Here is a 24,554-nt window from a genome sequence, read left to right as displayed (position 1 = left end):
TTATTTATAATCACGAAAATGGGAATGCTTGTTTATTTATCCATAGGTCGGATTGTTCTAATTGACTTGCAATAGCTAAAAGTTTGTCTTCTCTACCTTTTGCTGCGATAAATTGTACGCCCATCGGTAAACCCGATTTGGTTAGAAAGGTTGGCACACTCATTGCTGGTTGACCTGTTAAATTAGCTAATTGTGTATGCGGTGTATAGGTTAAACTTGGTAAAAACATCTCATATACCCGTTTTTGTTGTTCTACCCTTGTTAATTGATCGACTTGTTTCAACTTTTCTATTTGCGGCTGTATATGGGTCAATTCTCCATTCTCAGGTGCTGGATGTGCATTAGTTGGCGTTACATAAAAGTCATATTTCTGATGAAATCGTGCCATTTGTGCAGCTGCTATATCCCAACCTGCAAGGCTTTCGCTATAAGCTGCTGCAGATACCTTTTCTCCAGCCTTATGTAGTACCCAAGTAACAATCTCTGTATCCGCTAGCGTAATCTCTCTACCTAACATTTTTTCTAAATTCGTAATGACACGATTCATTTCCCCACTGTTCATCACATAATAATTTTTCATTAGCGCAGTGCCATCTACTGGACTTTCAAGTTCCTCTACATGATGCCCTTCTTCTTCTAACCACTTCACAACTTTGTGAACTGCCTTTTTAGCATCTTCACTAACCGGGGTCCCAACTGGTGAAGCAGTCGTAAAAGCAATTCGGTACTTTTGATCAGTTGATTTATGAACAAGGTCCAAATAACTCCCTTCATATAAAGGTGTTTGAAAAGCTGCTTCTGGCTGGATCGTTTGCAAGAGATCCAGGAGTGCAGCACTATCACGAACAGATCGTGTTAATGCAAAATCGATCGATGCACCTTGCCATTGTCTTCCTACGCCTGGTCCGACTGGCGTTCTTCCTCTCGTAGGTTTGAGTCCAAACAGCCCCGTAAACGAAGCTGGGATACGAATCGAACCGCCACCATCACTTGCACCAGCCACAGGTACGATACCTGACGCAACTGCTGCTGCGGAGCCACCACTAGAACCACCTGAAGAATGGCCAAGTTTCCAAGGATTACGCGTCACACCATATGTTTCAGGCTCCGTTATGTTTTTTAAACCGAATTCAGGTGTATTTGTGTGTCCCAAAAATAAAAAACCAGCTTCTCGTAATTTTGCCACTAGATTTGAATCAGTTTTCGCTATATTGTTTTGCAATAATTTTGAACCAGAGCTCAGTACTTCCCCTTTTATCGCTTGGGAAATATCCTTTAACACCATAGGTACACCGAAAAACGGCTGGTCTTGTCCTTTTTCATTACGCGCCTCTTGATAAACTTTTTCTTTTCGCGTCCGAATTACGGCATTTATGTCCGGATTAACTTCTTCTAATCGAAGGAATGCCGCATCTAGTAATTCTTTTTGAGAGACTTGTTTACTTTTCACTAATTCCGCTAAACCAATGGCATCATTATCTTGATATGTTTTTATATCCACAGCTGCACCTCCGTATAATTCTTATCCTTTTCTAGTATAGCCAAATTCCGGTTAAAAGAAAAAGCACATGCCTCTTATGAAGGGACATGTACTTTTTTAAAGATTCATTTCATCATTTTACTGTTATCTTCGCTTTTGCTTTTTGATCAGTCGGTTCAACTGTATCGCCTGGTATGCCAAAGTATGGTGTGCCGTCTTGATTCCAGAACAGACGTTGAATTCTGCCATGACGATTATGGTCATACAATGGATTCCCTTCTACTTCTTTATATGGACGAGCGTGGTAAACTAATAGATCAAATCCATCTTCATCCACACTAAAACTGTTATGACCAGGTCCATACTCACTTGTGTTATCACTTGATACAAAAACAGGCTCTGGTGTTTTCGTCCACGATGCAGGATCTAATAGATTACTATTCTCATCTGCTGTTAATAACCCCATTGAATAGCGGTCATCCGTCGCAGCACCAGAATACGCAATAAAGACTCTTCCATTCCGATGAATCATTGCTGGTCCCTCATTCACATAAAAGCCTGCTTGTTCCCAGTCATATTCTGGAGTGGATAACAATACTTGTTCTTTAATTGTCCAAGGGTTTTCCATTTCTGCAATGTACAAATTAGAGATTGTGTCCTTATCAACTTTTTGTGCCCAAACTAAGTACCGTTTATTATTGTGTTCAAAAGTAGTTGCATCTAATGAAAAACTTTGAAATTCTGTATTTACTTGCCCTTTCTCTACCCAATTAGCCTCTAGTGGATTAGCACCATCTGCTTCTAAGACATAAGGTCGAATTTCCCAAACGTCATCTTTTTCGCCAGCCGCGAAATGAAGATACCATTTTTCATTAATAAAATGTAACTCTGGTGCCCAGATATGTTCCGACATTATTCCACTTTCATGTCGTTCCCATACAGTTACCTCTTCTGCTTCTGGCAACTCCTCAATTGTTTTAGCCCGGCGTAAGACAATTCGATCATATAATGGATAAGATCCTGTAAAATAATAATATCCATCCGTATGTTTATATAAATATGGATCAGCACGTTTTTCAATCAGTGGTTTAGGAAATGTTTTTACTTTAAGACTTCCCTCAACAGTAAATACACCGGGACTTTTTAAATCGACAGCGTTTACATTTTCCCACTCAACCGGAAAATCCGCCTTAATTCCATTTTCTAATTCCACTTCAACAAGCTCAGGTAATGTCGGTGATTGCCCTAATGCAATCGTTTCTTTACTAGTAGGTATTTTTTTTATTTGCATTTATTATCATCCTCTCACATAATCTAATTCTATTATAACAAAAAACGTACTTATAAGTAACTAAAATCATCTAAATATTTTTTACATGTACGTATGTATATTGAAATGCGTTATAAACCTTATGCTAAAATGACTTTCGTAGCGTGAAATTGAAAAAGGCCTCTTTTTGAGACCTTAGACTTAGAATAAACCGACCGCATTTCCGTTTTCATCTACATCCATTTTTAATGCCGCTGGTTCCTTAGGCAAGCCAGGCATTGTTAGAACATCGCCAGTTAGCGCAACAAGAAAACCCGCTCCGATAGAAGGACGAACTTCTCTTACTGTTATCATAAAACCCTCTGGTCGACCAAGTAAGCTTGGATCATCTGATAAAGAATACTGTGTTTTCGCCATACAAATCGGTAGATTATCCCATTTATTAGCAATCATTTCTGAAATTTGTTGCTTTGCTTGTCCAGTAAATTGCACACCAGCAGCACCGTAAACTGTTTTTGCTACCTTCTCAACTTTACTCTCAATTGAATCTTCTAATTTATAAAGATAACGAAAGTTGCTCTGTTTTTGTTCAATAATTTCAACTACCTTTTCAGCAAGTTCTATACCACCTGCTCCGCCATGTTCCCAAACCTCGGTTAACGCAACAGCAACACCTTGCTCCTCACACCATTCCTTTACATAGGCAACTTCCGCCACTGTATCCGTAACAAAACGATTAATTGCCACGACAAACGGTAGACCAAACGCTTCGATCGTTTCCATATGTTTTTTTAGATTCTTCATCCCATCCCGTAATCCTGCTAGATTTTCTTTCTTTAACTCCTCTTTATTAACGCCACCATGCATTTTTAGTGCCCGAATAGTCGCAACAATTACCACAGCATTAGGATTAAGCTCCCCAATCCGTGTTTTAATATTTAAAAACTTCTCCGCGCCAAGGTCCGCACCGAAACCAGCCTCTGTTACAACAAAGTCACCTAATTTACTCGCCATCTTTGTTGCAAGCAAACTATTACAACCATGTGCAATATTAGCAAAAGGACCACCATGAATAATCGCAGGCGTATTCTCAAGTGTTTGTACGAGATTCGGCATAATAGCCTCTTTTAATAACAGCGTTAAGGCACCTTCCATTCCTAAGTCCTCAACGGTTACAGGCGTGTTATCTGAGCGGTAACCTACAACAATTCTAGCTAATCGGCGTCGCATATCTGCTCTATCTTTTGCTAGACAAAAAATCGCCATTATCTCTGATGCTACTGTAATATTAAATCCATCTTCCCTTGGTATACCTTGTTTCGGTCCACCTAAACCAACGATAACATTACGTAATGCGCGATCATTTAAATCTACAACACGCTTCCAGACAATTCGACGTGCGTCTATTTCACATGTATTTCCTTGAAAAATATGATTATCAATGAAAGCAGATAAAGCATTATTGGTTGCAGTAATAGCATGAATATCTCCTGTAAAGTGCAAGTTAATATCCTCCATCGGAATCACTTGAGAATATCCACCACCACTTGCACCACCTTTAAGACCCATTGTCGGCCCTAATGACGGTTCACGTAAAGCAACTACAGTTTTATGTCCTGCCCGGTTAAGCGCTTGACCTAACCCAACGGTAACAGTTGACTTCCCTTCACCAGCCGGTGTTGGATTAATAGAAGTTACTAAAATCAATTTACCGTCTTTTGTATCCTTTAGTCGATCCAAGACGGACAGCGAAAGTTTTGCTTTATATTTACCATAAGGCTCCCACTCCTCACTCTGTAAACCAAGATTTGTTGCAATCTCTGTAATTGATTTAATTTTTGCTTGGCTAGCTATCTCAATATCTGTTGGCACGTCTACATTCTTCTTCATCAACTCAACCCCCATTGTTTCGTGGTTATTATGTGAAATGCTGAACGAGTAATTTTAATTATACCAAATCTGACAGTATAGGTGCATATACTTTAACAAAAAATAGCCTCTAACTACTTTGAAAAGTAAATTAGAGGACTTACTATGCTTTTATTGTATTTGCTTCTCTTCTACAAATTTACGCATCCGCTTCATTGCTGTATCCAACTGCTTCATCGATGTTGCGTATGAACAGCGCACATATCCTTCACCGCTTTCGCCAAAGACTCCACCCGGAACAACGGCCACTTGTTGTTCCTGCAAAAGTTCTTCTGCAAAATCCTCTGAACTCATCCCTGTTGACGTCACAGATGGAAATACATAAAAAGCTCCACCAGGTAAATGACAAGATAGTCCCATGTCTTTTAAAGCTTTTACCACGAAATTCCGACGTTGCCTGTAACTTGTTTTCATTTCTAATACACTACTTCTACCATTTCGTAAGGCTTCTAATGCACCGTGCTGTGCCATAGTAGGTGCACACATAATCGTATATTGGTGAATCTTTGTCATTGCTTCTATAATTTGTTTTGGTCCTGTTGCATAACCTAAACGCCAACCAGTCATTGCAAATGCTTTTGAAAAGCCAGATATCAAAATTGTTCGCTCTGCCATTTCCGATATTGAAGCAAAACTTGTAAATGTTTCATCATATGTTAAATCTGCATAAATTTCATCCGAAATAACAAGAAAATCATGCTTCTTTGCAAGCTTTGCTATTTCTTCCATCTCTTGTTTACTTAAAACAGCGCCAGTTGGGTTATTCGGGCTACAAATCATTAAAGCCTTTGTACGTGGCGTAATTGCAGCTTCCATTTGGTTCGCTTGGATTTTGAATGCATGTTCCTCTGTCGCACTTACTGTTATTGGAACGCCACCAGCTAAACGAACAGCAGGTACATAAGAAACAAAACTAGGTTCGACAACAATAACTTCATCACCAGGATTTAATATCGTTCGCAGTGCTACATCAATTGCTTGACTAGCACCAACCGTAACAAGGACTTGATTTTCTGGGTTGTATTCCAATTCATATTCTGTTTTTAAAAATTTGCTAATCTCCTGTCTTAACTCAAAGAGACCCGCATTTGCTGTATAGGACGTAAATCCGCGTTCAAGTGAGTGGTAACTAGCTTCAATTACATTCCAAGGTGTCACAAAATCAGGTTCTCCAACACCTAACGAAATAACATTCTCCATTTTCGAAGCTAAATCAAAAAAGCGACGGATTCCAGAAGGTTTTAGTTGATCTACATGGTGCGCAATATATGACTTTTCTTGTGTTTTCATGGCGACACCATCATCCTTTTATCTTGATCATCATCTTCTTCTTTAAAAATAATGCCATCATGCTTATACTTTTTCAATACAAAATGCGTAGTTGTTGAAATAACGCTATCTAATGTTGATAACTTATCCGATACAAAGCGACTAATTTCCAACATTGTTTTTCCTTCGACTGAAATTGACAAGTCGTATGAACCAGACATTAAATAGAGTGCTTTCACTTCAGGAAATCGGTAAATACGCGCAGCCACTTTATCAAATCCGGTTCCACGTGTTGGTGTCACTTTGACATCTATCATCGCTGTCACACCATCATACTTCAGTACTTTCGCCCAATTAACTAAGGTTGAATAGCCTAAAATCGCACTTTCTTTTTCAAGTTTCTCCATCATTTCTTTCGTTTTATCCGCATCCAAATCAATCATGCTCGCAATCGTTTCCACTTCTAAACGGCCGTTTTTTTCTAAGAGTTTCAATAATTCTATTTCCTTCTCTTCCATACTATCCACCTACTTTTCTATGCTTTTCAATATTAAGATTATTTTGATAATTATAGCTAATCGTACTACAAAAGTTCAAAGAGGTAAATAACCAATTAGCTACGATTCCATTTTACTATGCTTCTGCATATTCTAACAGAGAATAATTACTCAGGAGGAGCAAATTAAATGAAACTTTCCTATACTGATATGGTTGCAATGTTTGGCATTGGCGGTGCCCACCCCGGTGGTCTAGGGATTACAAAACAATGGATCAAAAAGGTAAACCCAAAGCCTCACCAAAAAATATTAGATATTGGATGTGGTACTGGACAAAGTCTACTTTACCTCGCCGAGAATACATCAAGCCAGATTATTGGAATTGACCAAAATGTAGTGATGCTAGAAAAAGCTTCCCAACGATTAAAAAACCATCCACGTGTAGACATCATACAAGCAGACGCCGAGGAATTACCCTTTTCTTCTCTATCTATTGATTGCATCATTTCTGAATCTGTTACAGCTTTCACCAAAATCAAGCTTGCATTAAAAGAATACCACCGTGTTTTGAAAGATAATGGCATGCTAACGTTACTCGAAATGACGTCTAATCGCCAATTAACTCCTGCTGTTCAAGATGAAATCAAACAATTTTATGGCGTTACCGCATTGCTAACCAAAGAAGGTTGGATTGATATGTTAAAAGAAACAGGTTTTCACTCAATTGAAGTGGAGCAAATCCCTGATTCCTTAGAAGCCGTGATTGATTTTGATCTAAATCAATCCATTGATCCAGCATACTTTGATTTAATGGCTAATCATTACAACTTAACTGAAAAGTATAAAGATGATTTAAGTGCACGGTTATATTATTGTCGAAAATAACAAATTAATTAAAAAGGAGGTAGCATACCATTGGCGTGATCCAAACTGATAATTGGTTACAAAATTATGTAGCAAATAAAACAGACAAAATACACGAAAACGTCGTTGTTCATATGGACACATTATGTGAACCGTTAGTTTCTTATTTTACAGATACAGATGCACAAACCATTCAATGGCACCTGCTGCAACATGGCCTATTTTTTCCTGATCCCCACGATAAGCAGATTATCCTTACCATGATAAAACGTAATTATTGGAGAAAAGTTGAAGAGCAATTTGCTTCACTAAAACTGAAATGGAAAGGCCCTGAGGTTCCGGTTCTCCTTTTTCCGTCCGACTTTACCAACAATCGATTACAAGAAGAATTTAGTGGCCTTTCGGGATTAAGTTATCCAGATAAAGTGTTTTTATTTATTACAGACGATACTCCTTTAAAAAAGTTAGAAGCTTTACTGACACATGAATATAGCCATGTTTATCGTTTGCAATATAATCACTCAAAAGATAAAACCCTTACCTTATCTGATGCCATCGTGCTAGAGGGTATTGCAGAAATAGCAGTTAAGAAAATAGTTGGCAATACCTATTTATCAAAAGCTGGCAGTCTTCATACGAAAGAAGAAGCGCAATTCTATTGGAACGAATGGATAAAACCAAATCAGCATCTCGTTAAAACTAATGCGCAACATGACCGATTAATGTACGGTGGAGAAGAGATACCTAAATGGGCTGGTTATAACGTAGGATTTCATCTTGTTGAAAATTATATGGAAATAAATAAAATATCTTTGTTAGAACTATTGCAGACTCCCACAGATACGATCATCGAGAAATCAGGATTCCCCCAAAATGTGCGCTAGCCACCCGTCATCTATCCTCCACAAATACTATACTCCTGTCATATAGTATACTAACTCGGCAGGAAAGGAGTTTGCTTATGTCTCATTATCACAGTCTTTGTAATAAAAATATTGGTCGCCCAGTTTGTATTCGGACGAGAGATGGAAGAGAACACCGCGGTGTTATCCATCGTGTTAATGCTACTCACGTTTATTTACAACCTCTACCTTCTAAGAATCTCGGTGGATATGGTTATGGATTTTGGGGACCAGGTGCTGGATTCGGATGGGGCGTTGCCCTTGGAACAATTGCAACGTTAGCAGTACTACCATTATTCTTCTGGTAACACCCTTTTCATATAACGAGGCAGGACTATTTGTCCCGCCTCGTTTTTTGTTGCGTTTTAACTACCGCGGTAAATTTGATAACCCCATGGGGATAACAATAACGGTACATGATAATCTTCTCGCTTATTATTAACTACAAATCGAACTGGAATTTGTTCAAGAAAATGTGGTTCTTCTATATCCATTCCATTCTTTCTAAAATAGGAACCAATATAATAGACCAATTCATACTGCGCTTGCTGGAGTTCTTCTTTAGTTAACAACGGACTATCTAAACGACCATCAGTATTTGTAACAACACTTTTGCATAGCTCTTTCTTATTATTAGTTAGGATCTGATATAATTCAATTTTTACATTATTAGCGGGTTTTCCAAGCGTTAAATCTAATATATGTGTCGTTAATCCTGCCATTGGTAATCTCCTTTACTGTGGTTGCGTTATTTTATCTTGTAACCGTAAGTAGGCAATCTTATTTATTTCTGTTAATGCAACTTCAAATTCTTCCTCTTCTGATTGCAAAAAACGTTTTTCCATCGTTTGATAAATAAGCGACTTGTCCATACCCTTAACAGCAATAATAAATGGAAATCCGAATTTATCCATATAGTCGTTGTTTAATTTTAAAAATGTCGCTAATTCAGGCTCCGACAAATCCTGCAGACCAGCCCCTTGCTGTTCTTTTGTTGATGCATCACTCATTTTTATTCTATTTCCTAGATTCGGATGTGCGCGCATTAATTCAAGTTTTTCTTGTTTTGGGACATTTCCTACTACTTCCGTCATGCTTTCATATAATTGATCAAGCGATGCAAACGGACGAAACACTTCCACTTTTTTTGCAACCCATGGTGAATTTTCAAAGATACCACCTAACATTTTAATAAAATCTTCTTTTGATAATTGATTAACTTCCTCTATTCGCAGCATTCGCTCATCTCCCTACCAGTTCTATTACTACTAGCTTATAGAGAATTCTAAAAATAGTCATTGTCTATTGCATACAATATAATATTTTTTATTGATCGTATCATACAATGAGATTAAGCATTTTATCATAACTCTAATATTGTTTGCATGCGCAACGCCAATCGAACACGTAAAGAAAAATCCGGGTCCGTTAGAGGATGACCTATAATTTCTTCGCATTTTTCTAAACGGTAAACAACCGTATTACGATGTACATATAATTGTTTAGCCGTCTCAGAAATTTGGCAATGCGATTCTAAATAAACAAATAATGTTTGTAATAATGTTTGGCGATCATGTTGTGTTGGTTTAGCCAAATCTTTTAACGTATGATGATAAAAGTCTTTTAGATCATTTTTAGGCAACATACGCAAAAGCTCAAGTACATCCTTCGTTTGATAATATTGCATAAATCCTTTTTTACCAGCTAATTGACCAGCCTTTAATGCGTCTTGTGCCTCCGTGACACTTGCTTTCACTTGAATAAACCCTCGCGCTAAGTTACTAATACCAAAGGAAAGTAAATGATCAAATCGATCTGATATCTTCGTTTGAAGTATTGCTAATGCTTCTGTACTTACCGTATTCATTTCGATATTCACAGAATCAGCTTCAAATAACAGGACTACCAAATCTCCCCTTGTAAACAAGTGTGTCGATAACGATGAACTGTCTAATTCTTCTTCCATGAACTCATAAATTGTATCCATTTTACGTTGATTACTTGTAAAACTCTTTGTAGAACCTAATTTATCAACTTTCCCTATCGCACATAGATAGTAACTATCACTTGGTAACGCAAATTCCTTTGCACGATTTAATGCTTCTTGATCTGAAGAAAAACGATCTTCTGTAAAATGAAAGAAAAATTCATTGCGAATTCTACGCTCATACTGTTTTAACGCATTTTCCTTCATTAACTCAAAAGAAATAACATTAGCAGCTTGTTCTAAAGTCAACATTTCTGCATGGTAATCTGGACGAACATGTCCAAATATAATTAAATAACCAGCTATTTTTTCATAGGTATAGACGGAAGAGACCGTATATGTTTGTCTTGCTACTATTGTTGAGAAGGTAAAGAAAGATGTTTTTGGAAAGTATGCACTTAGACTATTAGAGTAAAAGTTGTTGATCACTTCACTTATTGCATCACTTTTTTCTGAACTAGCAATTGCTTTTCCATAAGGATCGACGAGAACAACTGGATATCGAATTAATTCTGTCAAATGCAACAATAACTTTTGAATACCTTTTCCACTCATAATATGATCAGAAAATTGCTTATGTGTATCTAACGCAAACCGTAACTCATCTGTTCGTTTGTCTAAAATACTACTCAATGTTTGATTAACAATATCTCCAAGCGAAGTCTCTATTGGCAATTCTATAACCGGAAACTTCAATTTATCAGCAAGCGCTTTCACTTCTTTTGGGACTTCCATTAAAAACCGCTGCGTTTTAATCCCTAAAGCAGCACAACCTTTTTCATCCATTGCTACAATTAAATCTAACAAAAGCTGTGGATCATCTTTGACATGATAAGCTGTCGTAACCAATAACTCATTCGGTTTCAAATAATTACTTATATCTGGAGCATCCATCATATTAACATGCAGAATTTCATTTTCTTTCCCATCTATTCCTGCAATGATACCACAACCAGCTAAGGCCGGAATATTTAAAGCTTCAGCTACGTTCATATCAACATCTCCTCGTATAGGACTTATAGGTATAATTATCTATTCTATCATAATAATTTGAATTTTTGTTTATTTTGCATAATAAAACAGTCTTATTAGCACGTTATTGCTAATGAACATAACGTTACCTATTGGTAAACTATATACGTAAGACTTTAATCGTTAGATGAATAGATAGGAGGCCATATAAGTGGTTATCAAATCAAGTCCCGCAATAAAAAGTATAGATGTGGAACAAATGGTTAAATGGCTAGCTTCTTTTGGACAATCAGCTGAAGGTGGTACGAATCGTTTATTATATGATGCAGCATGGACCGAGGCACAACAAGAATTGGAACAAAAAATGCAAGATTTTGGATTAGAAACAAACGTTGATGCGGTCGGTAATTTATATGGAAAATTAACTGGGACTAATAAAGATGAAAAGGCAATTATAACAGGTTCACATATTGATACAGTTTCAAACGGCGGTGTTTACGATGGTGTTTACGGCATTATCGCCAGTCTACTAGCAACGCAACGTTTATACCAACGCTACGGATCACCAAAGAAAACCATTGAGGTCCTTTCCTTATGTGAAGAAGAAGGAAGTCGTTTTCCTATTACATTTTGGGGATCCGGTAATATCACCGGAAAATATCAAATAGAAGATGGCGAGAGCATTAAGGATAACGAAGATACCTTTCTATTAGACGCAATGAACAAAGCAGGTGTGCAACATAAAAACCAAAAATCAGCTTATCGTAACGATATCGCTTGTTTTATCGAATTACACATTGAACAAGGAATGGTTTTAGAAAGTATGAATAAATCAATTGGTGCGGTAAGTCATATCGTCGGCCAACATCGTTTTGCTATTCAAGTTATCGGTGAAAGTAATCATGCAGGTACAACACCAATGCCACTTAGAAAAGATGCAATGGCTCTATCTGCTGAACTCATTCATTTTATTACAGTCGAAGCAAAAGCACTCGATCCTGATCTTGTTGCTACAGTAGGACAAGTGAATGTAAAACCGAACACGTCAAACGTAATTGCTGGAAAGGTAGATTTCAGTCTTGATGTCAGGCACTTTGATGAAGCAATTTTAGATCAATTTTATCAAAAGTTAACCTTGTTTATGGGAGAGTTAACAACGCTTCATGACATGGAAATAAACTGTACCCAGTGGTTAAACGCAAAACCTGTTGCAATGGACAAAAAAATGACAAAATTGGTGGAGGAAATTGCAACAGAGCAGTCTATTTCGTATAAACCCATGATTAGTGGCGCTGGACACGATGCACAAATATTCGGCGAAAAGTATCCTACCGCTTTAATTTTCGTTCCGAGTGAAGGTGGAATTAGTCATTCACCAAAGGAGTTTACAAGTAAAAAAGATTTAGAAAATGGTGTTGATATACTAACTGAACTTTTGTATCGGCTAGCCTATTAATAGGAGGAAAAGTAAATGACCTATCACGAATTAAATATGCCACTACGCACAATTATGACCCCTGGACCTGTTGAAGTTGATCCGCGTGTACTTCGCGCAATGGCAACACCTATTGTAGGTCAGTTTGATCCTTCCTTTACATCTGCTATGAATGATGTAATGGGTATGTTACGCAAAGTGTTCCAGACCGAAAACCAATGGGCTTTTCCTGTTGACGGCACATCTAGAAGCGGTATCGAAGCGCTTCTATGTAGCATTATCGAACCAGGGGATAAAGTACTAGTCCCGATTTTTGGTAGATTCGGACACTTACTTACTGAGATTTGTGAACGCTACGGCGCCCAAGTCCATACGATAACCTGTCCATGGGGAGAAGTTTTCAGTCAAGCTGATGTCATCGATTCTATCAAAAATATCAACCCAAAAATTGTCGCGATTGTGCATGGCGAAACATCAACCGGATGCATGCAACCCCTTGATAAAATCGGAAAGGCTTGCCGAGAATTAGATGCTTTATTAGTTGTTGATGCCGTCGCAACAATTGGTGGTGCCGAGGTTAAAGTAGATGAATGGTATATTGATGGATTAATAGGTGGCACACAAAAGTGTCTATCCATCCCCTCAGGTATGGCCCCGATAACGTATAACAGTCGAATTGAAGCTATTCTTAACAAACGAAAGAAAGTAGAAAGTGGCATAGCAACAGAAGAAGACCGACTTCAAGAAGCTAGCAACACAAACAGCTTTATTAAAAGTAATTACTTAGATGTAAGCATGTTACAAGATTACTGGGGACCGCGTCGGTTAAATCACCACACAGAAGCGACCTCGATGGTCTACGCACTTCACGAAGGACTAAGAATTGTACTAGAAGAAGGATTAGAGGCACGATTTGCACGTCACAAAGAACACGAAAAAGCGCTCATTACAGGGATTAAAGCAATGGGATTAGAGTTGTACGGGGATCCTACTTGTAAGTTGCCAACAGTCACTTGTATTAATGTACCGAATGGTATTGATCCTGAATCCGTACGAGAAATGTTACTTTACCACTTCGGTATTGAAATCGCTAAATCATTCGGACCACTAGAAGGAAAGATTTGGCGCATCGGTTCAATGGGTTATAGCTGTCGAAAAGAAAATATATTAGCTGTACTTAGCGCATTAGAAGCCGTTTTAATTCGTCATGGCGCACCTATACAAGTCGGCAAAAGTTTACAAGCCGCACTTGATATCTATCAAGCAGAAAGCATTGTAACTTCTTAACCATGGGGGAATAATAAATATGGATAAACTCGACTTATTAATTAAAAATGGCACGATTGTTTTATCTGATCGCGTTGAAAATCTTTCAATCGGTGTAAAAGATGGCACGATTGTTCAAATCGCAAAAAAAATTGATCAAGAAGCAATGAAAACAATTGATGCTACTGGTTTATATGTGTTTCCCGGAATGATTGATGTACATGTTCACTTTAACGAACCTGGTCGAACAGATTGGGAAGGCTTTGAGACTGGCTCACAAATGCTTGCTGCTGGTGGGATTACGACTTTTTTTGATATGCCTCTAAACGGTATACCTTCAACAGTTACTTTAAAAGCTTTTAAAGAAAAAGCTGCGATTGCAAATGAGAAAGCACATATTGACTTTGAACTATGGGGTGGACTTGTACCAGGTAATATAGATCAAATAGCACCCCTCTGTGAAGCGGGTGTAGTTGGTTTCAAAGCCTTTTTATCCGCATCTGGAAATGATGAATTTGAAGCAGCTGACGATCGGACATTATTAGAAGGCATGTGGGAGATCGCTGCTCAAAATAAAGTATTGGCACTTCATGCGGAAAGTAGAACAATTACTGATTTTTTAACAAAGGAAATGAAACAAAAAAACGCCACAACTGCTGCCGACTATGCTGCGTCAAGACCGATAATTGCTGAAGTCGAAGCAGTAGAGCGCGCACTTTCATACGCAAAGGTGACAGGTTGCGCTCTCCATTTCGTCCATATAAGTAGTGCTGCAGCAATCGATAAAATCGAGCAAGCACAACGCAATGGATTAGACGTCACGGTTGAGACATGTCCACATTATTTGTTATATAACCAAGATGATTTAGCTACAAAAGGTGCAGTTGCAAAATGTGCTCCACCACTTCGAGAAGAAGCAGAGCGATTACGTTTAATAGACAAACTACGTAAAGGGAAAATTGATATGATTAGTTCCGATCATTCTCCAGCGCCTTTTCATTTAAAAGATCCTTCTCAGTATGATTTATTACATGCATGGGGTGGCATTAGCGGTGGGCAGTTTTCACTAATAGCAATGATAGAACTTGCTCAATTGTATAACATACCTTTTGAAGAAGTAGGTAAATGGTGTGCCCTTAATCCTGCAAGACGTTTTAAGCAACAACACAAAGGGTCAATTGAAGTAGGATTTGATGCAGATATAACTATCATTGATATGAACAAAGAGACAACTGTAAAGCGCGATAATTTCTTGGCCAAACATAAAGAAACACTTTACATGGATCGTGTTTTTCCATGTAAAGTTATCGAGACATTTAGCCACGGAAATTCTGTTTATTCAGCTGATTTAATAGAATAAGCTTGATTTTATAAACGGGCTGACCTTTTGTGTGAACTTTGTCGCCTTGAAAACATCCCATATGATAGAAATTGTTACGTACAGAAATTTCTGACCCGCTCCTCAAATGAAATTGACTCCCTTTCCGCAGGCACGGCTTCAGCTAACTCGGAAGCAAAGAACGCTTCCGAGTGGATCTTCAGCCCGTGCTGTTCCTGCAGGACAAGGAATGCTTCGAAAGCGTCGCTTCGCACGAGAAAATGGCTTTATATTTTCGAGGATGTCGCCAATTTCATTTGATATGCTAATTTGAATCAAATACACTTGATAATAATTATGAGTGGAAATTAATTATATTTTTTGCAACAGAAAAGTTTATCTATTGTTTATATCTAAACAATTTGATCCTCAAACCAGCGAAGGAAGCAAATGGTTGAGACTCCAATGGGAACAGTACAAACCGAAGATCATCTATAGAAGCGTTCTTTGCTTCTATATAAGCTTTAGGTTGTGCCCACGGAAAGCGAGACCATTTGCTGACGTAGCGGGTATGTTGTTACATCGCAATAAATAGTTTTTTTGAAAGAGCAGCCTTTTAGCAATATAGCTAGCCACTATACTAAAGCTGCTTTTTTATCTACATTACATACAGCGTTTTCTAGTAAATCAAAACCTGTTACTTTACAGCCAGGGACATCTCCTTTACGAATGGTTACTGATCCTGGAGTCCCAGTCATGATTACGTCTCCTGGGTGAAGTGTCATTATTTTAGAGAAGAAAGAAACGATAAACCATGGGGAATACAACATATTTGAAATTGTATTTTTATGAACAACATGTTCATTCAATAAAGTTTGTACTTCAATCTCACTAATATCAGAGAATTCATCTCCAGTGATCAATTCACTTCCCAAACTGAAAAAGGTATCGAAACTTTTGGCTCGTTGCAAATAAAGTGGATCTTCAGCACGAATATCCTGCGCCGTCATGTCTATTGTAGTAGTGAAACCAGCTACATAAGAGGAAGCATCTATATAACTCACATTCTTACATGTTTCGCCGATAACAATTGCTAGTTCAGCTTCTGCAGTAACATGGTTTGATATAGACGGTAATTCAATCCCTTCATTTGGACCAATGAGACTGCTTGTAGGTTTCATGAAAAATACCGGATTTAATTTAGGCGCACCACCAGACAACTCCATCGCTTTTGCAACGTAATTCATACCAATACCAAGAATTTTACCTGGCGCACGATATAACGCTGTTGGTTTAGCTCCACTTGCACTTTTATATACAAACGTATTAAGCTGTTCTTTACCATTAAATTGATACCATTCACTTATATCTTTCAACTGATCAGCTTTTAAAATAGCTTCCACTGTATATTCCCAATTCTTATCAATAGCTTCACCAATTGTTTTAATTAAATAATACTGTTCATCTTCGGCAATTGCCGCTTGTTCAATCCCGTCATACTCCACTGTAACTAGTTTCATAGTTATACCTCCAAATTTTCTGCTTCAGATATGTGAAAATAGCTTGCAACAAACTGTAATAATCGTCGATCTTGTCCACGATTAGCAATTAATGATAACCCCACTGGATTCCCTTTTACTTGGGCAATCGGAATTGTTATTTGAGGTAATCCCGATAATCCAGCAATACAAGTCAATTGCATCGCTTTTGCACGATAATCATTTGCATCTTCACTTAATTCGTTTTTCAACGGCGCTGGACCTGGTGCAGTCGGGATAACGAGTATTCCATCTTTCCCTAACAAGACATTCATTTGTTTTTGAATTTGCAATTGACTTTCTAACGCTTTATCGAAGGCATTCTGCGTAATCTCACTAGCCATAGCAAAGCGTTCTTTAATCCCCGGGCCAAAATGCGGTTTTTCTTTTTCTATCCAAGGACCGTGTTCCCACCAAATCTCTTTCCCTTGGAGCGTTTTAAAGATATCCGCCCATACTTCCAAGCCATCAACAGGCATTTCTTCTTCCACTATATTCGATACAGCCTGATGCAAAACGTCTAAGCCTTTTGAAAATGACGCCGCAATGGTTGAATCTACTAGACTCCAAGGTTCGACACCAAGAATCACTTTTTTAAATGGTGTAGTGTAATCTTTCTCATTATCAGCAGGCAAGATCGCGTCGCCTACCTTCTGCAACAGAAGAGGATCCCGAGCCATCCAACCAATGGTATCAAAGCTTTTTGCCAATGGGATGACACCCTTTAATGAAACTGATCCATGTGTCGGCCGAAATCCGAATATCCCGCAATAGGATGACGGTATTCGAACAGAACCACCAGTATCTGTTCCTAAAGCAAAATCAACTAGATTAGCAGCCACTGTAACCGCTGACCCACTAGACGATCCGCCAGGTATGCGCTTAGGTGCTTTAGGATTAACAGGTGTACCATAATGATGATTTTCACCATTTAGGCTGTACATCAATTCATCTGTATGTGTTGTACCTTTTAATGCCGCACCTTCAAACAGTAGCTTTTCAATGACAGCGGCATGTTCTTCAGCAGGCTTGTGCGTTCGATACCAATCAGGATTTCCAGCTGTATTTAAATATTTCTTAACAGCAAAAACATCTTTAACAGAAAAAGTTAAATTATCTAAATTACCATTACCGCTAGGTACTAATTCAAGATTCTTTTTTACATATGCTTGATATATATCATTCATCAGTATCAACTCACCTCCCAAGGTATTGTTACGTTTGAGCAACCACCCTTTGTACTGCACGAATAATCCCGCCATAACCTGTACAACGACATAAATTACCAGAAAGTGCTGTTTTGATTTGCGTTTCCGTTGGATTAGACGTCTCCTGTAATAGTGCTTTAACAGCCATTACCATACCTGGCGTACAATAGCCACATTGGTAGCCACCTTCTTCCAGAAATGCTTGTTGAATCGGATCAATATCTTCCTCCGTACTTAAACCCTCAATTGTCGTAATGATTGCTTCGTCGACTTGATAAGCCATCACTAAACACGAATTGACTAATGCACCATTTATCATGACCGAACAAGCACCACAACGTCCGATCCCACAAGAAATTTTTGTTCCAGTTAAGTTCCATTCATCACGCAGTATATCAACTAACCGAATGGTTGGATCAACAACTAACTGTTTATATTCACCGTTTATTGTCACGGAAATAGAAATAGCGCTATTCTCCTTTGTTCTTATACCTTCACTTGTTCCCATTCGGCTTCACTCCTTTTATTTGCTGCAAATAATATTTCTTCAGAAGATATTGGCAACCGATTAACCCAGTAGCCGATTGCATTATAAATTGCCTGTGCAATGGCTGGCGCAACCGCAACAGTACCTATTTCACCAACACCTCGAGGACCGTAAACATCACCTTTTTCCAAGTTTTCTATAGCTATTGTTTGCATCGAAAAAGGAACATCTTCAATACTCGGAATTAAATAGCTATCAAGGTTTTTCGTGACATAATATCCTTTATCAATAATCGCATCTTCCATTAATGCATAACCTAACGCCATTACACCTCCACCCTCAATTTGTCCGACATAGCCCATTTGACTAACAACTGGACCCGCCGCAATTGCTTGGTCTAAATCAATCATTTTAACCTTTCCAGTCAAAAGATCAATCTCAACTTGAGCAAAAGTTGCACCAAACGTATATAGATAATGTCCACCATCTACTGGATCAGGAGTTGTCGGAAAATCAAAATTAGTCGTAACAACAAAGTCTTCTGTTCGTGCCTGTAAAACAGCTTCTTGATACGTTAGGATACAATTTTCGCTCGTATCAAAAACACCTCCAGGACCTAAGCGTAGATTCTCACCGTCTACACCTTTTATTTCACTTGCTAAACGCAAGATCTTTTCTTGGAATGCCGGCTTCATTTTACGTATTGCCGTCCATACCATACTCGTTCCTCGTGACGCTGTAGTCGATCCTGAAGATGGCACTAAGTTTGTATCTCCAATTACGATTTTTAAATCAGCAACATTGCAGCCTAATTCTTCCGTTACGATTGTTTCAATAACACTTAAGATCCCTTGCCCTGCTTCTTCAAAACCAAATGCTATTTCAATTTTACCTTCCTTATTTAATCGCATTCTCCCACCAGCCGGATCCAAACGCCCATAACCCAGACCGCCGCCATGCATTGCTAATGCTGTTCCCATACCTCTTACTTTCCACTTATCCGTTGACAAATACTCAACTGCTTTTTTATTCTCGATATGTTTTTTTATCAATTGCAAGGTATCATCCATACCGTTATTTTCCACAATGCGATGTCCCATTGGCCCGAGGTCTGCTTTTTGTCTAATATTACGTTGTCGAATCTCTAGTGGATCAACGCCGATTTTGTCTGCTAATCGATCAAGTTGACCTTCCAACGCAAAGGTAATCTGGTTTCCACCAAATCCTCTAAATTCACCAGCTACTCCGTTATTTGTGAAAACAGATAATCCGCTTGTTTCTACGTGATCTATCATATACGGTCCTGCTGCGTGTTCCACTGCAAAATCCAAAATAGCGGGTCCTAATGTTGAATAGGCACCTGTATCAGCTAAAATATCGACTTGATGAGCGATTAGTTTTCCATCTTTATCGACACCCGTTTTCATCTTAATTCGCATTGGGTGTCTTTTTATTCCAGAAATAACCGATTCTTTTCTTGATTGATGTATCTTTACTGGGCAACCTGTTGCGATTGCTAACAACGCACCGTATGGTTGTACATTCAACTCATCTTTTCCACCAAAGGAACCACCCATCGGACTGGATACAACTCGTATATCTTCTTCTTTCATCGCTAAAATACGTGCTAATTGAAAACGGTCTTTATACCCATGTTGTGTTCCCATATAAATACTGAGTTTACCATCTTCTTCTGGAACAACAACTCCACCCTCTGTTTCCATATAGGCATGCATTTGACGTGGTACGTTATAAGTCTCTTCAACAATAAAGGCACACTTCTCGAATCTTGCTGTTACATCTCCTTTTTTATAACCTGCACGATGCAGGACGTTACCATCAGGATGAAGTGTTGGTGCTTCTTTAGACAATGCCTTTTCTGGATCATCAAGTACAGCAAGCTCTTCATAGGTTACGTCAATCAATGTCAACGCATGTTCTGCAATTTCAAGAGATGTAGCAGCTACAGTTGCTACCGCATCCCCAACATAACGGACAACATCTGAGCATAATACTGGCTGATCAGGGGTTACAATACCATATCCATTTAATCCTTGAATATCTTTATATGTTACGACCGCTTTCACACCAGGAAGTTGTTCTGCGCGTTCTGTGTCAATAGCATGTATTCTTGCATGTGGATACTTACTGCGCAATATTTTTCCGTATAACATATCTGGAAAAGATAAATCCGTTAAGTATCGTAATTTTCCAGTGACTTTTCCTTTACCATCTGGTCTAATTCTTTTTTTACTTTTATAAGATTCTTCCTCAATCATTATTTCCCCTCCCTTTGCAGATCGATTAGCTTCTCCAGCTCCGAAACAATCAAGTTTGCCGCAACAATTTTTCGATATTCCGGTGAAACAAATGGATCTGAGACAGGCTGAAATACGTCTTGTATTTTTTGATGAACAGGACCAAGCAACTCGATAGCTAGCGTATTAAGCGTTACTATTTCTTCGACAGCAGGTAATCTTATTGGTGTTGTCGCACCACCACCAACTGCTATATACAGGTATTCCACTCTACCTTCTAAATTTAATCCAACAGATAAGGCAGCTGTTACAAGCGACGGAATAAACGATTCCCTTCTTCCTACTTTTTGATAAAATGTGTGCGTATGTGTAGACTCTTGCGGTTGCGGTAATAAAATCGCCATAAGCAAAGCAGTATCTTGTGCTGTTTGTGAATCTAAATAGACAGCAAGATCATCTACATAAACCTCTCCATCATCAAACCAGCGCACTTGTGCACCTAAAACTAAGAGGGCTGGTATCGTGTCACCAACTCGATAAGAGACATTGCCTCCAATCGTTGCTCTATTTCTTAATGCAGGTGATGCCACTTCACCTGCAGACTCTACCAAAATACCAAAATAGTCTAGCGTATCCTTATTCATTTGTAAGTGTTTTAGAGTTGTAAGCGCACCGATTTCTAATTTCACTATATTATTCTCCGTAATCCACTTACATCCTTGTAAACTTCCAAAGTGATCCAAACGAATGAGATTAGACTTTAATGGCGTTCCTTGCTCTCGCTGTAGTTGAATTAACGTACCTGCAGCGATATATTGCGCTTTTTCTTGATACGTTTTTTTGATTCTCCATGCCTCTTCTATCGTTTCCGGTTGCCAGATACGACTAGTTGGGCCAAGTTCATCTGATTGTTCTCCAATTATATTTGCGTTCGCATTAACCATGCATAATCACCTTCTGTATCTATATCATGAAACCAAGCTCTCTCTTGACACGCAATCATTTTCATTTGTGAATTATCCTTACCACGAAGAATCGCCCTAGCGCCTTGGTCACCCTGTAAATCCGTTAATACCTGATATTGTGAAGCGTCAAATAGAATCGGCGGTTGCGGTCGATCTTGATAACAAGCAGCAACGATCGGCATGTTTTTTTCTCGATAACTACGAATTAATCGATTGAGTATATCAACTGATACGAGTGGTTGATCACCTAATAAAATCATTGCAGCACGAGCACCATACTTCCGACACGCTTGGATTCCAGCTCGGATCGTGAATGCTTGCCCCTTTTCAGCTTGATCCGTCGTAATGCGCGACCATCTTATTTGCTCTCGACCGCTGAAGAAACGATCATCGATCCATTCCAATGAATCATCGGGCTTTGTCATAACTAACACGTGATCTAAATCTGAATGAATTGCTGCATCTAATGCGTGACTTCCAACCGTATCTTCACGAAACGGCAGATTTAATTTGTTCTTCCCCATTCGACTGCTTTTTCCAGCAGCTAATAAAACACCGAAAATATCATCTGTCATGAAGCTCTCACCTTCCTATCCCTTGACCTCTCTGACAACTTTACTAATTCAGCGACCACACTAATTGCGATTTCCTCTGGACCTTCCGCATCAATTGATAATCCAATTGGACTTGTAATCGTTGAAGGGATATCTTTTCCTGCAAATAATCTTTTCGTCCTTTTGAGCGACCCTAATATCCCAAAATAACGCATTTTTTTACCGGAAAGTTGTTGAATGATTTCTTTATCTTTTCTAAAACTATGTGACATCAAAACGACATAGTCCTTTTCATTAACTTCTATTTCCTTGATAACCTCTTCTGGAAACCCCAGCACTATCCGTTCCGCTGTCGGAAAGACCTCTTGTTGACAACGAGCCTGACGCCAATCAGCAATTGTTACCGCAAAACCAGTTTTACTCGCAAATTCAACTAGTGGTTCAGCGTCTCTCCCAGCACCATAAATAATCAGGCGTGGTTTGGCTTGAAAATATTGCACATAGCAACCTGACTCTTTTATACCGTTTCCTTTACGATCAGACTGCTTTATATAACGAGCAAATTCATTTGGTTTCTCTTTAGAATCATCTCCAAACACATGACCATTTTCCACTTGAAAAAATACTGTTTCCTCACATGCCACGTTACTAGGAATGGTTTTAATCATAGTGACAGCGAAACCTTCTTGCATTACCCTGTTTAATTCCATAAAGTAATGCCTCATATTAGCAGTTACGGGTTCTATTAGAATGGTAATCACGCCATTACAACCAGACCCCTCACCCCAACTCCATTCATCGGCATTGCGCATATCATACGTGATAACTTCAGTTTTGACTTGATAATGTTGCAACGCTATTCTAGCCGCTAAGTCCTCTTCCAAACACCCAGCGCTAAGCATGCCTGCCTGCCTTCCATCTTCAGTAAACAACATCATTGCGCCTTCTTTTTTATATGCTGAGCCTTTTACGTCAATAATTGTTGCTAAAACTGACGATTGCTCTCGCTTTAAAGTGATCACGTCTAATACCTCATGTATATCACGCATCGTTTCAATCTCCTTTCTGTACTCGTTATTATATTATTCAGAAAATTAAAGATGATAAAGGCTACGAAAAAACGCCATTTATATGTTGGCGTTCTTTTTTTACAGCTAACTTTTCCTTTGCGTTATATTATCTAACATTAATTGTTATGTTTTTTAACTTAACGTTATACTAATACTTTTCCATTCTTTTGTCACTAGCTATTTTATCTAATATAGAAAAAGCGTTTTAGCTTATTTAACTAACTTTGGTAAGATGCTAGTTTAATTGTTTTGTAGCATGAGGCATTGTCATATTTGTTTTAATTAAAATGGAGAGTTCTTCAATTATTCCTTTTACATATAGATGTGACATATCTTTAATGTGTTTAAATGAAAGAAGAAAGATGAGCCCGAAGATCCATGATAGATCGAGCTAGCTAATCATAAGATAAAAAAGCCTAATTCCTTCATGTTTTAATGAGGGAATTAGGCTTTTGATCATCACAAACGCGCCTTATTGTGTGGTATTAATACTCTTATAATGTAGTGATAACCGGTCCTTCCTTTGTAAGAATAATCGTATGTTCGTATTGCGCCACTTGGCTTTCATCAGTTAAGAAGGTCCAACCATCATCGGATTGGTAAACTTCCTCTTCATATGTAGAAATAAAGGGTTCAAAGGCAATTACCATGCCCTCTCTTAAAATTTCATCATCCCAACGAGAGAAGTAATTGAAAATATGATCTGGTGCCTCATGAATCGAGCGCCCAACACCGTGTCCAGTAAGGTTTTTTATCACCGTTAAGCCATGCTGTTTCGCCACATTGTGGACAGCTTTTCCGAGTGCACTTTTTTTCGAACCGGGTTTTGCCTTCTTAAGTCCAACCTCGAACGCTTCTTTAACTACGTCACATATTTTCTGTGAAATCACCTCTCCCTTTCCAATAACAAAGGAAATTCCAGTATCAGCAAAATATCCGTTTTTAGAACCTGAAACATCAATATTTATAAGGTCTCCTTCTTGAACCGTTCGTCGCCCTGGAATCCCGTGCGCTACTTCTTCATTTATACTAATGCACGTATACCCTGGAAAATCGTATTCTCCTTTTGGAGCAGACAGTGCTCCTGCTTTTTCAAACATCTCACCCGCAATTTCATCGAGTTCTTTTGTAGTAATTCCAGGTTTAGTACATTCGACTAACTTATCTCGAATTGCTCCGCAAATTTTACCAATTTCTTTTAACCCATTAAAATCCTCTTCAGTCTTTGCAATCATCGTGTATCCTCACTTTTTAAACATATTTTATAATTATCATTCCATTTAGA

Annotated in this window: 22 protein-coding genes; 6 read left to right on the top strand and 16 right to left on the bottom strand. The window is 38.4% G+C overall.

Features of this window, described 5'->3' with window-relative positions; genetic code table 11:
* Positions 1-10: 10 nt before the first annotated feature.
* The 5 genes from D2K60_RS01555 to D2K60_RS01535 form a co-directional block, all read right to left on the bottom strand.
* A complete protein-coding gene (locus D2K60_RS01555) occupies positions 11-1,501 on the bottom strand; it encodes an amidase (RefSeq protein ID WP_117168238.1) in 1,491 nt (496 codons plus the stop codon).
* A gap of 112 nt (positions 1,502-1,613) precedes the next feature.
* Positions 1,614-2,771, bottom strand: coding sequence for a family 43 glycosylhydrolase (locus tag D2K60_RS01550; protein ID WP_117168237.1), 1,158 nt, complete (start codon positions 2,769-2,771; stop codon positions 1,614-1,616).
* A gap of 180 nt (positions 2,772-2,951) precedes the next feature.
* Positions 2,952-4,640: a formate--tetrahydrofolate ligase gene (locus D2K60_RS01545; RefSeq protein ID WP_117168236.1), complete on the bottom strand. Its 1,689-nt coding sequence runs from the start codon at positions 4,638-4,640 to the stop codon at positions 2,952-2,954.
* A 150-nt stretch (positions 4,641-4,790) separates the two neighbouring features.
* The gene (locus tag D2K60_RS01540) at positions 4,791-5,969 is read right to left on the bottom strand and encodes an aminotransferase (protein WP_117168235.1); all 1,179 of its coding nucleotides are present in this window, start codon (positions 5,967-5,969) and stop codon (positions 4,791-4,793) included.
* On the bottom strand, positions 5,966-6,466 hold the full coding sequence (locus D2K60_RS01535) for an Lrp/AsnC family transcriptional regulator (RefSeq protein WP_117168234.1): 501 nt from the start codon (positions 6,464-6,466) through the stop codon (positions 5,966-5,968). The genes D2K60_RS01540 and D2K60_RS01535 overlap by 4 nt, the downstream gene beginning before the upstream one ends.
* 168 nt (positions 6,467-6,634) lie before the next feature.
* Between D2K60_RS01535 and D2K60_RS01530 the strand changes: the two genes are divergently transcribed.
* The 3 genes from D2K60_RS01530 (at position 6,635) to D2K60_RS01520 (ending at position 8,519) form a co-directional block, all read left to right on the top strand.
* Positions 6,635-7,330: a methyltransferase domain-containing protein gene (locus tag D2K60_RS01530; RefSeq protein ID WP_117168233.1), complete on the top strand. Its 696-nt coding sequence runs from the start codon at positions 6,635-6,637 to the stop codon at positions 7,328-7,330.
* A 35-nt stretch (positions 7,331-7,365) separates the two neighbouring features.
* Positions 7,366-8,193 (top strand): DUF2268 domain-containing putative Zn-dependent protease, encoded by an 828-nt coding sequence (locus D2K60_RS01525; RefSeq protein ID WP_117168232.1) that lies wholly within the window; start codon positions 7,366-7,368, stop codon positions 8,191-8,193.
* 77 nt (positions 8,194-8,270) lie between these two features.
* Complete coding sequence (locus tag D2K60_RS01520; RefSeq protein WP_420818800.1) at positions 8,271-8,519, top strand: hypothetical protein; 249 nt, start codon at positions 8,271-8,273, stop codon at positions 8,517-8,519.
* Between the two features lie 57 nt (positions 8,520-8,576).
* Here the strand turns inward: D2K60_RS01520 and uraH are convergent, their stop codons facing one another.
* The 3 genes from uraH to D2K60_RS01505 all read right to left on the bottom strand — a co-directional run bounded on the left by uraH (position 8,577) and on the right by D2K60_RS01505 (position 11,191).
* Complete coding sequence (gene uraH, locus D2K60_RS01515; protein WP_117168230.1) at positions 8,577-8,933, bottom strand: hydroxyisourate hydrolase; 357 nt, start codon at positions 8,931-8,933, stop codon at positions 8,577-8,579.
* A 12-nt stretch (positions 8,934-8,945) separates the two neighbouring features.
* Positions 8,946-9,449, bottom strand: a complete 504-nt coding sequence (uraD, locus tag D2K60_RS01510) for a 2-oxo-4-hydroxy-4-carboxy-5-ureidoimidazoline decarboxylase (RefSeq protein ID WP_117168229.1) — start codon at positions 9,447-9,449, stop codon at positions 8,946-8,948.
* Positions 9,450-9,574: 125 nt separating this feature from the next.
* A complete protein-coding gene (locus D2K60_RS01505; protein WP_117168228.1) occupies positions 9,575-11,191 on the bottom strand; it encodes a PucR family transcriptional regulator in 1,617 nt (538 codons plus the stop codon).
* A 190-nt stretch (positions 11,192-11,381) separates the two neighbouring features.
* Between D2K60_RS01505 and allC the strand changes: the two genes are divergently transcribed.
* The 3 genes from allC to D2K60_RS01490 are packed head-to-tail and all read left to right on the top strand — an operon-like array spanning position 11,382 to position 15,231.
* Entirely contained in the window at positions 11,382-12,626 is a 1,245-nt protein-coding gene (gene allC / locus D2K60_RS01500) for an allantoate deiminase (protein ID WP_338048325.1), read from the top strand.
* A 15-nt stretch (positions 12,627-12,641) separates the two neighbouring features.
* A complete protein-coding gene (locus tag D2K60_RS01495) occupies positions 12,642-13,892 on the top strand; it encodes a pyridoxal-phosphate-dependent aminotransferase family protein (RefSeq protein ID WP_117168227.1) in 1,251 nt (416 codons plus the stop codon).
* 19 nt (positions 13,893-13,911) lie between these two features.
* The gene (locus tag D2K60_RS01490; RefSeq protein WP_117168226.1) at positions 13,912-15,231 is read left to right on the top strand and encodes an allantoinase; all 1,320 of its coding nucleotides are present in this window, start codon (positions 13,912-13,914) and stop codon (positions 15,229-15,231) included.
* Between the two features lie 593 nt (positions 15,232-15,824).
* On the opposite strand, the gene D2K60_RS01485 is transcribed toward D2K60_RS01490, so the two are convergent.
* From D2K60_RS01485 to map, 8 genes are all read right to left on the bottom strand, one after another.
* The gene (locus D2K60_RS01485) at positions 15,825-16,709 is read right to left on the bottom strand and encodes a fumarylacetoacetate hydrolase family protein (protein WP_117168225.1); all 885 of its coding nucleotides are present in this window, start codon (positions 16,707-16,709) and stop codon (positions 15,825-15,827) included.
* A 2-nt stretch (positions 16,710-16,711) separates the two neighbouring features.
* Positions 16,712-17,914, bottom strand: coding sequence for an amidase (locus D2K60_RS01480; RefSeq protein WP_117168224.1), 1,203 nt, complete (start codon positions 17,912-17,914; stop codon positions 16,712-16,714).
* Positions 17,915-17,942: 28 nt separating this feature from the next.
* Positions 17,943-18,443, bottom strand: a complete 501-nt coding sequence (locus D2K60_RS01475) for a (2Fe-2S)-binding protein (RefSeq protein WP_117169068.1) — start codon at positions 18,441-18,443, stop codon at positions 17,943-17,945.
* A complete protein-coding gene (pucD, locus tag D2K60_RS01470; protein ID WP_117168223.1) occupies positions 18,422-20,701 on the bottom strand; it encodes a xanthine dehydrogenase subunit D in 2,280 nt (759 codons plus the stop codon). The genes D2K60_RS01475 and pucD overlap by 22 nt, the downstream gene beginning before the upstream one ends.
* Complete coding sequence (locus tag D2K60_RS01465) at positions 20,701-21,624, bottom strand: FAD binding domain-containing protein (RefSeq protein ID WP_117168222.1); 924 nt, start codon at positions 21,622-21,624, stop codon at positions 20,701-20,703. Before D2K60_RS01465 ends, pucD begins: the two co-directional genes overlap by 1 nt.
* Positions 21,600-22,220 (bottom strand): nucleotidyltransferase family protein, encoded by a 621-nt coding sequence (locus D2K60_RS01460; RefSeq protein WP_117168221.1) that lies wholly within the window; start codon positions 22,218-22,220, stop codon positions 21,600-21,602. Before D2K60_RS01460 ends, D2K60_RS01465 begins: the two co-directional genes overlap by 25 nt.
* The gene (locus D2K60_RS01455) at positions 22,217-23,248 is read right to left on the bottom strand and encodes an XdhC family protein (RefSeq protein WP_117168220.1); all 1,032 of its coding nucleotides are present in this window, start codon (positions 23,246-23,248) and stop codon (positions 22,217-22,219) included. The genes D2K60_RS01460 and D2K60_RS01455 overlap by 4 nt, the downstream gene beginning before the upstream one ends.
* A 515-nt stretch (positions 23,249-23,763) precedes the next feature.
* Positions 23,764-24,504 carry a type I methionyl aminopeptidase gene (gene map / locus D2K60_RS01450; RefSeq protein WP_117168219.1) on the bottom strand — a complete coding sequence of 247 codons (741 nt, stop codon included), beginning with the start codon at positions 24,502-24,504 and terminating at the stop codon, positions 23,764-23,766.
* Between the last annotated feature and the right edge of the window lie 50 nt (positions 24,505-24,554).

The sequence above is a fragment of the Paraliobacillus sediminis genome (genome assembly GCF_003426055.1).
The sequence above is the reverse complement of the archived record's forward strand: the minus strand, read 5'-3'. Positions and strand labels throughout refer to the sequence as shown.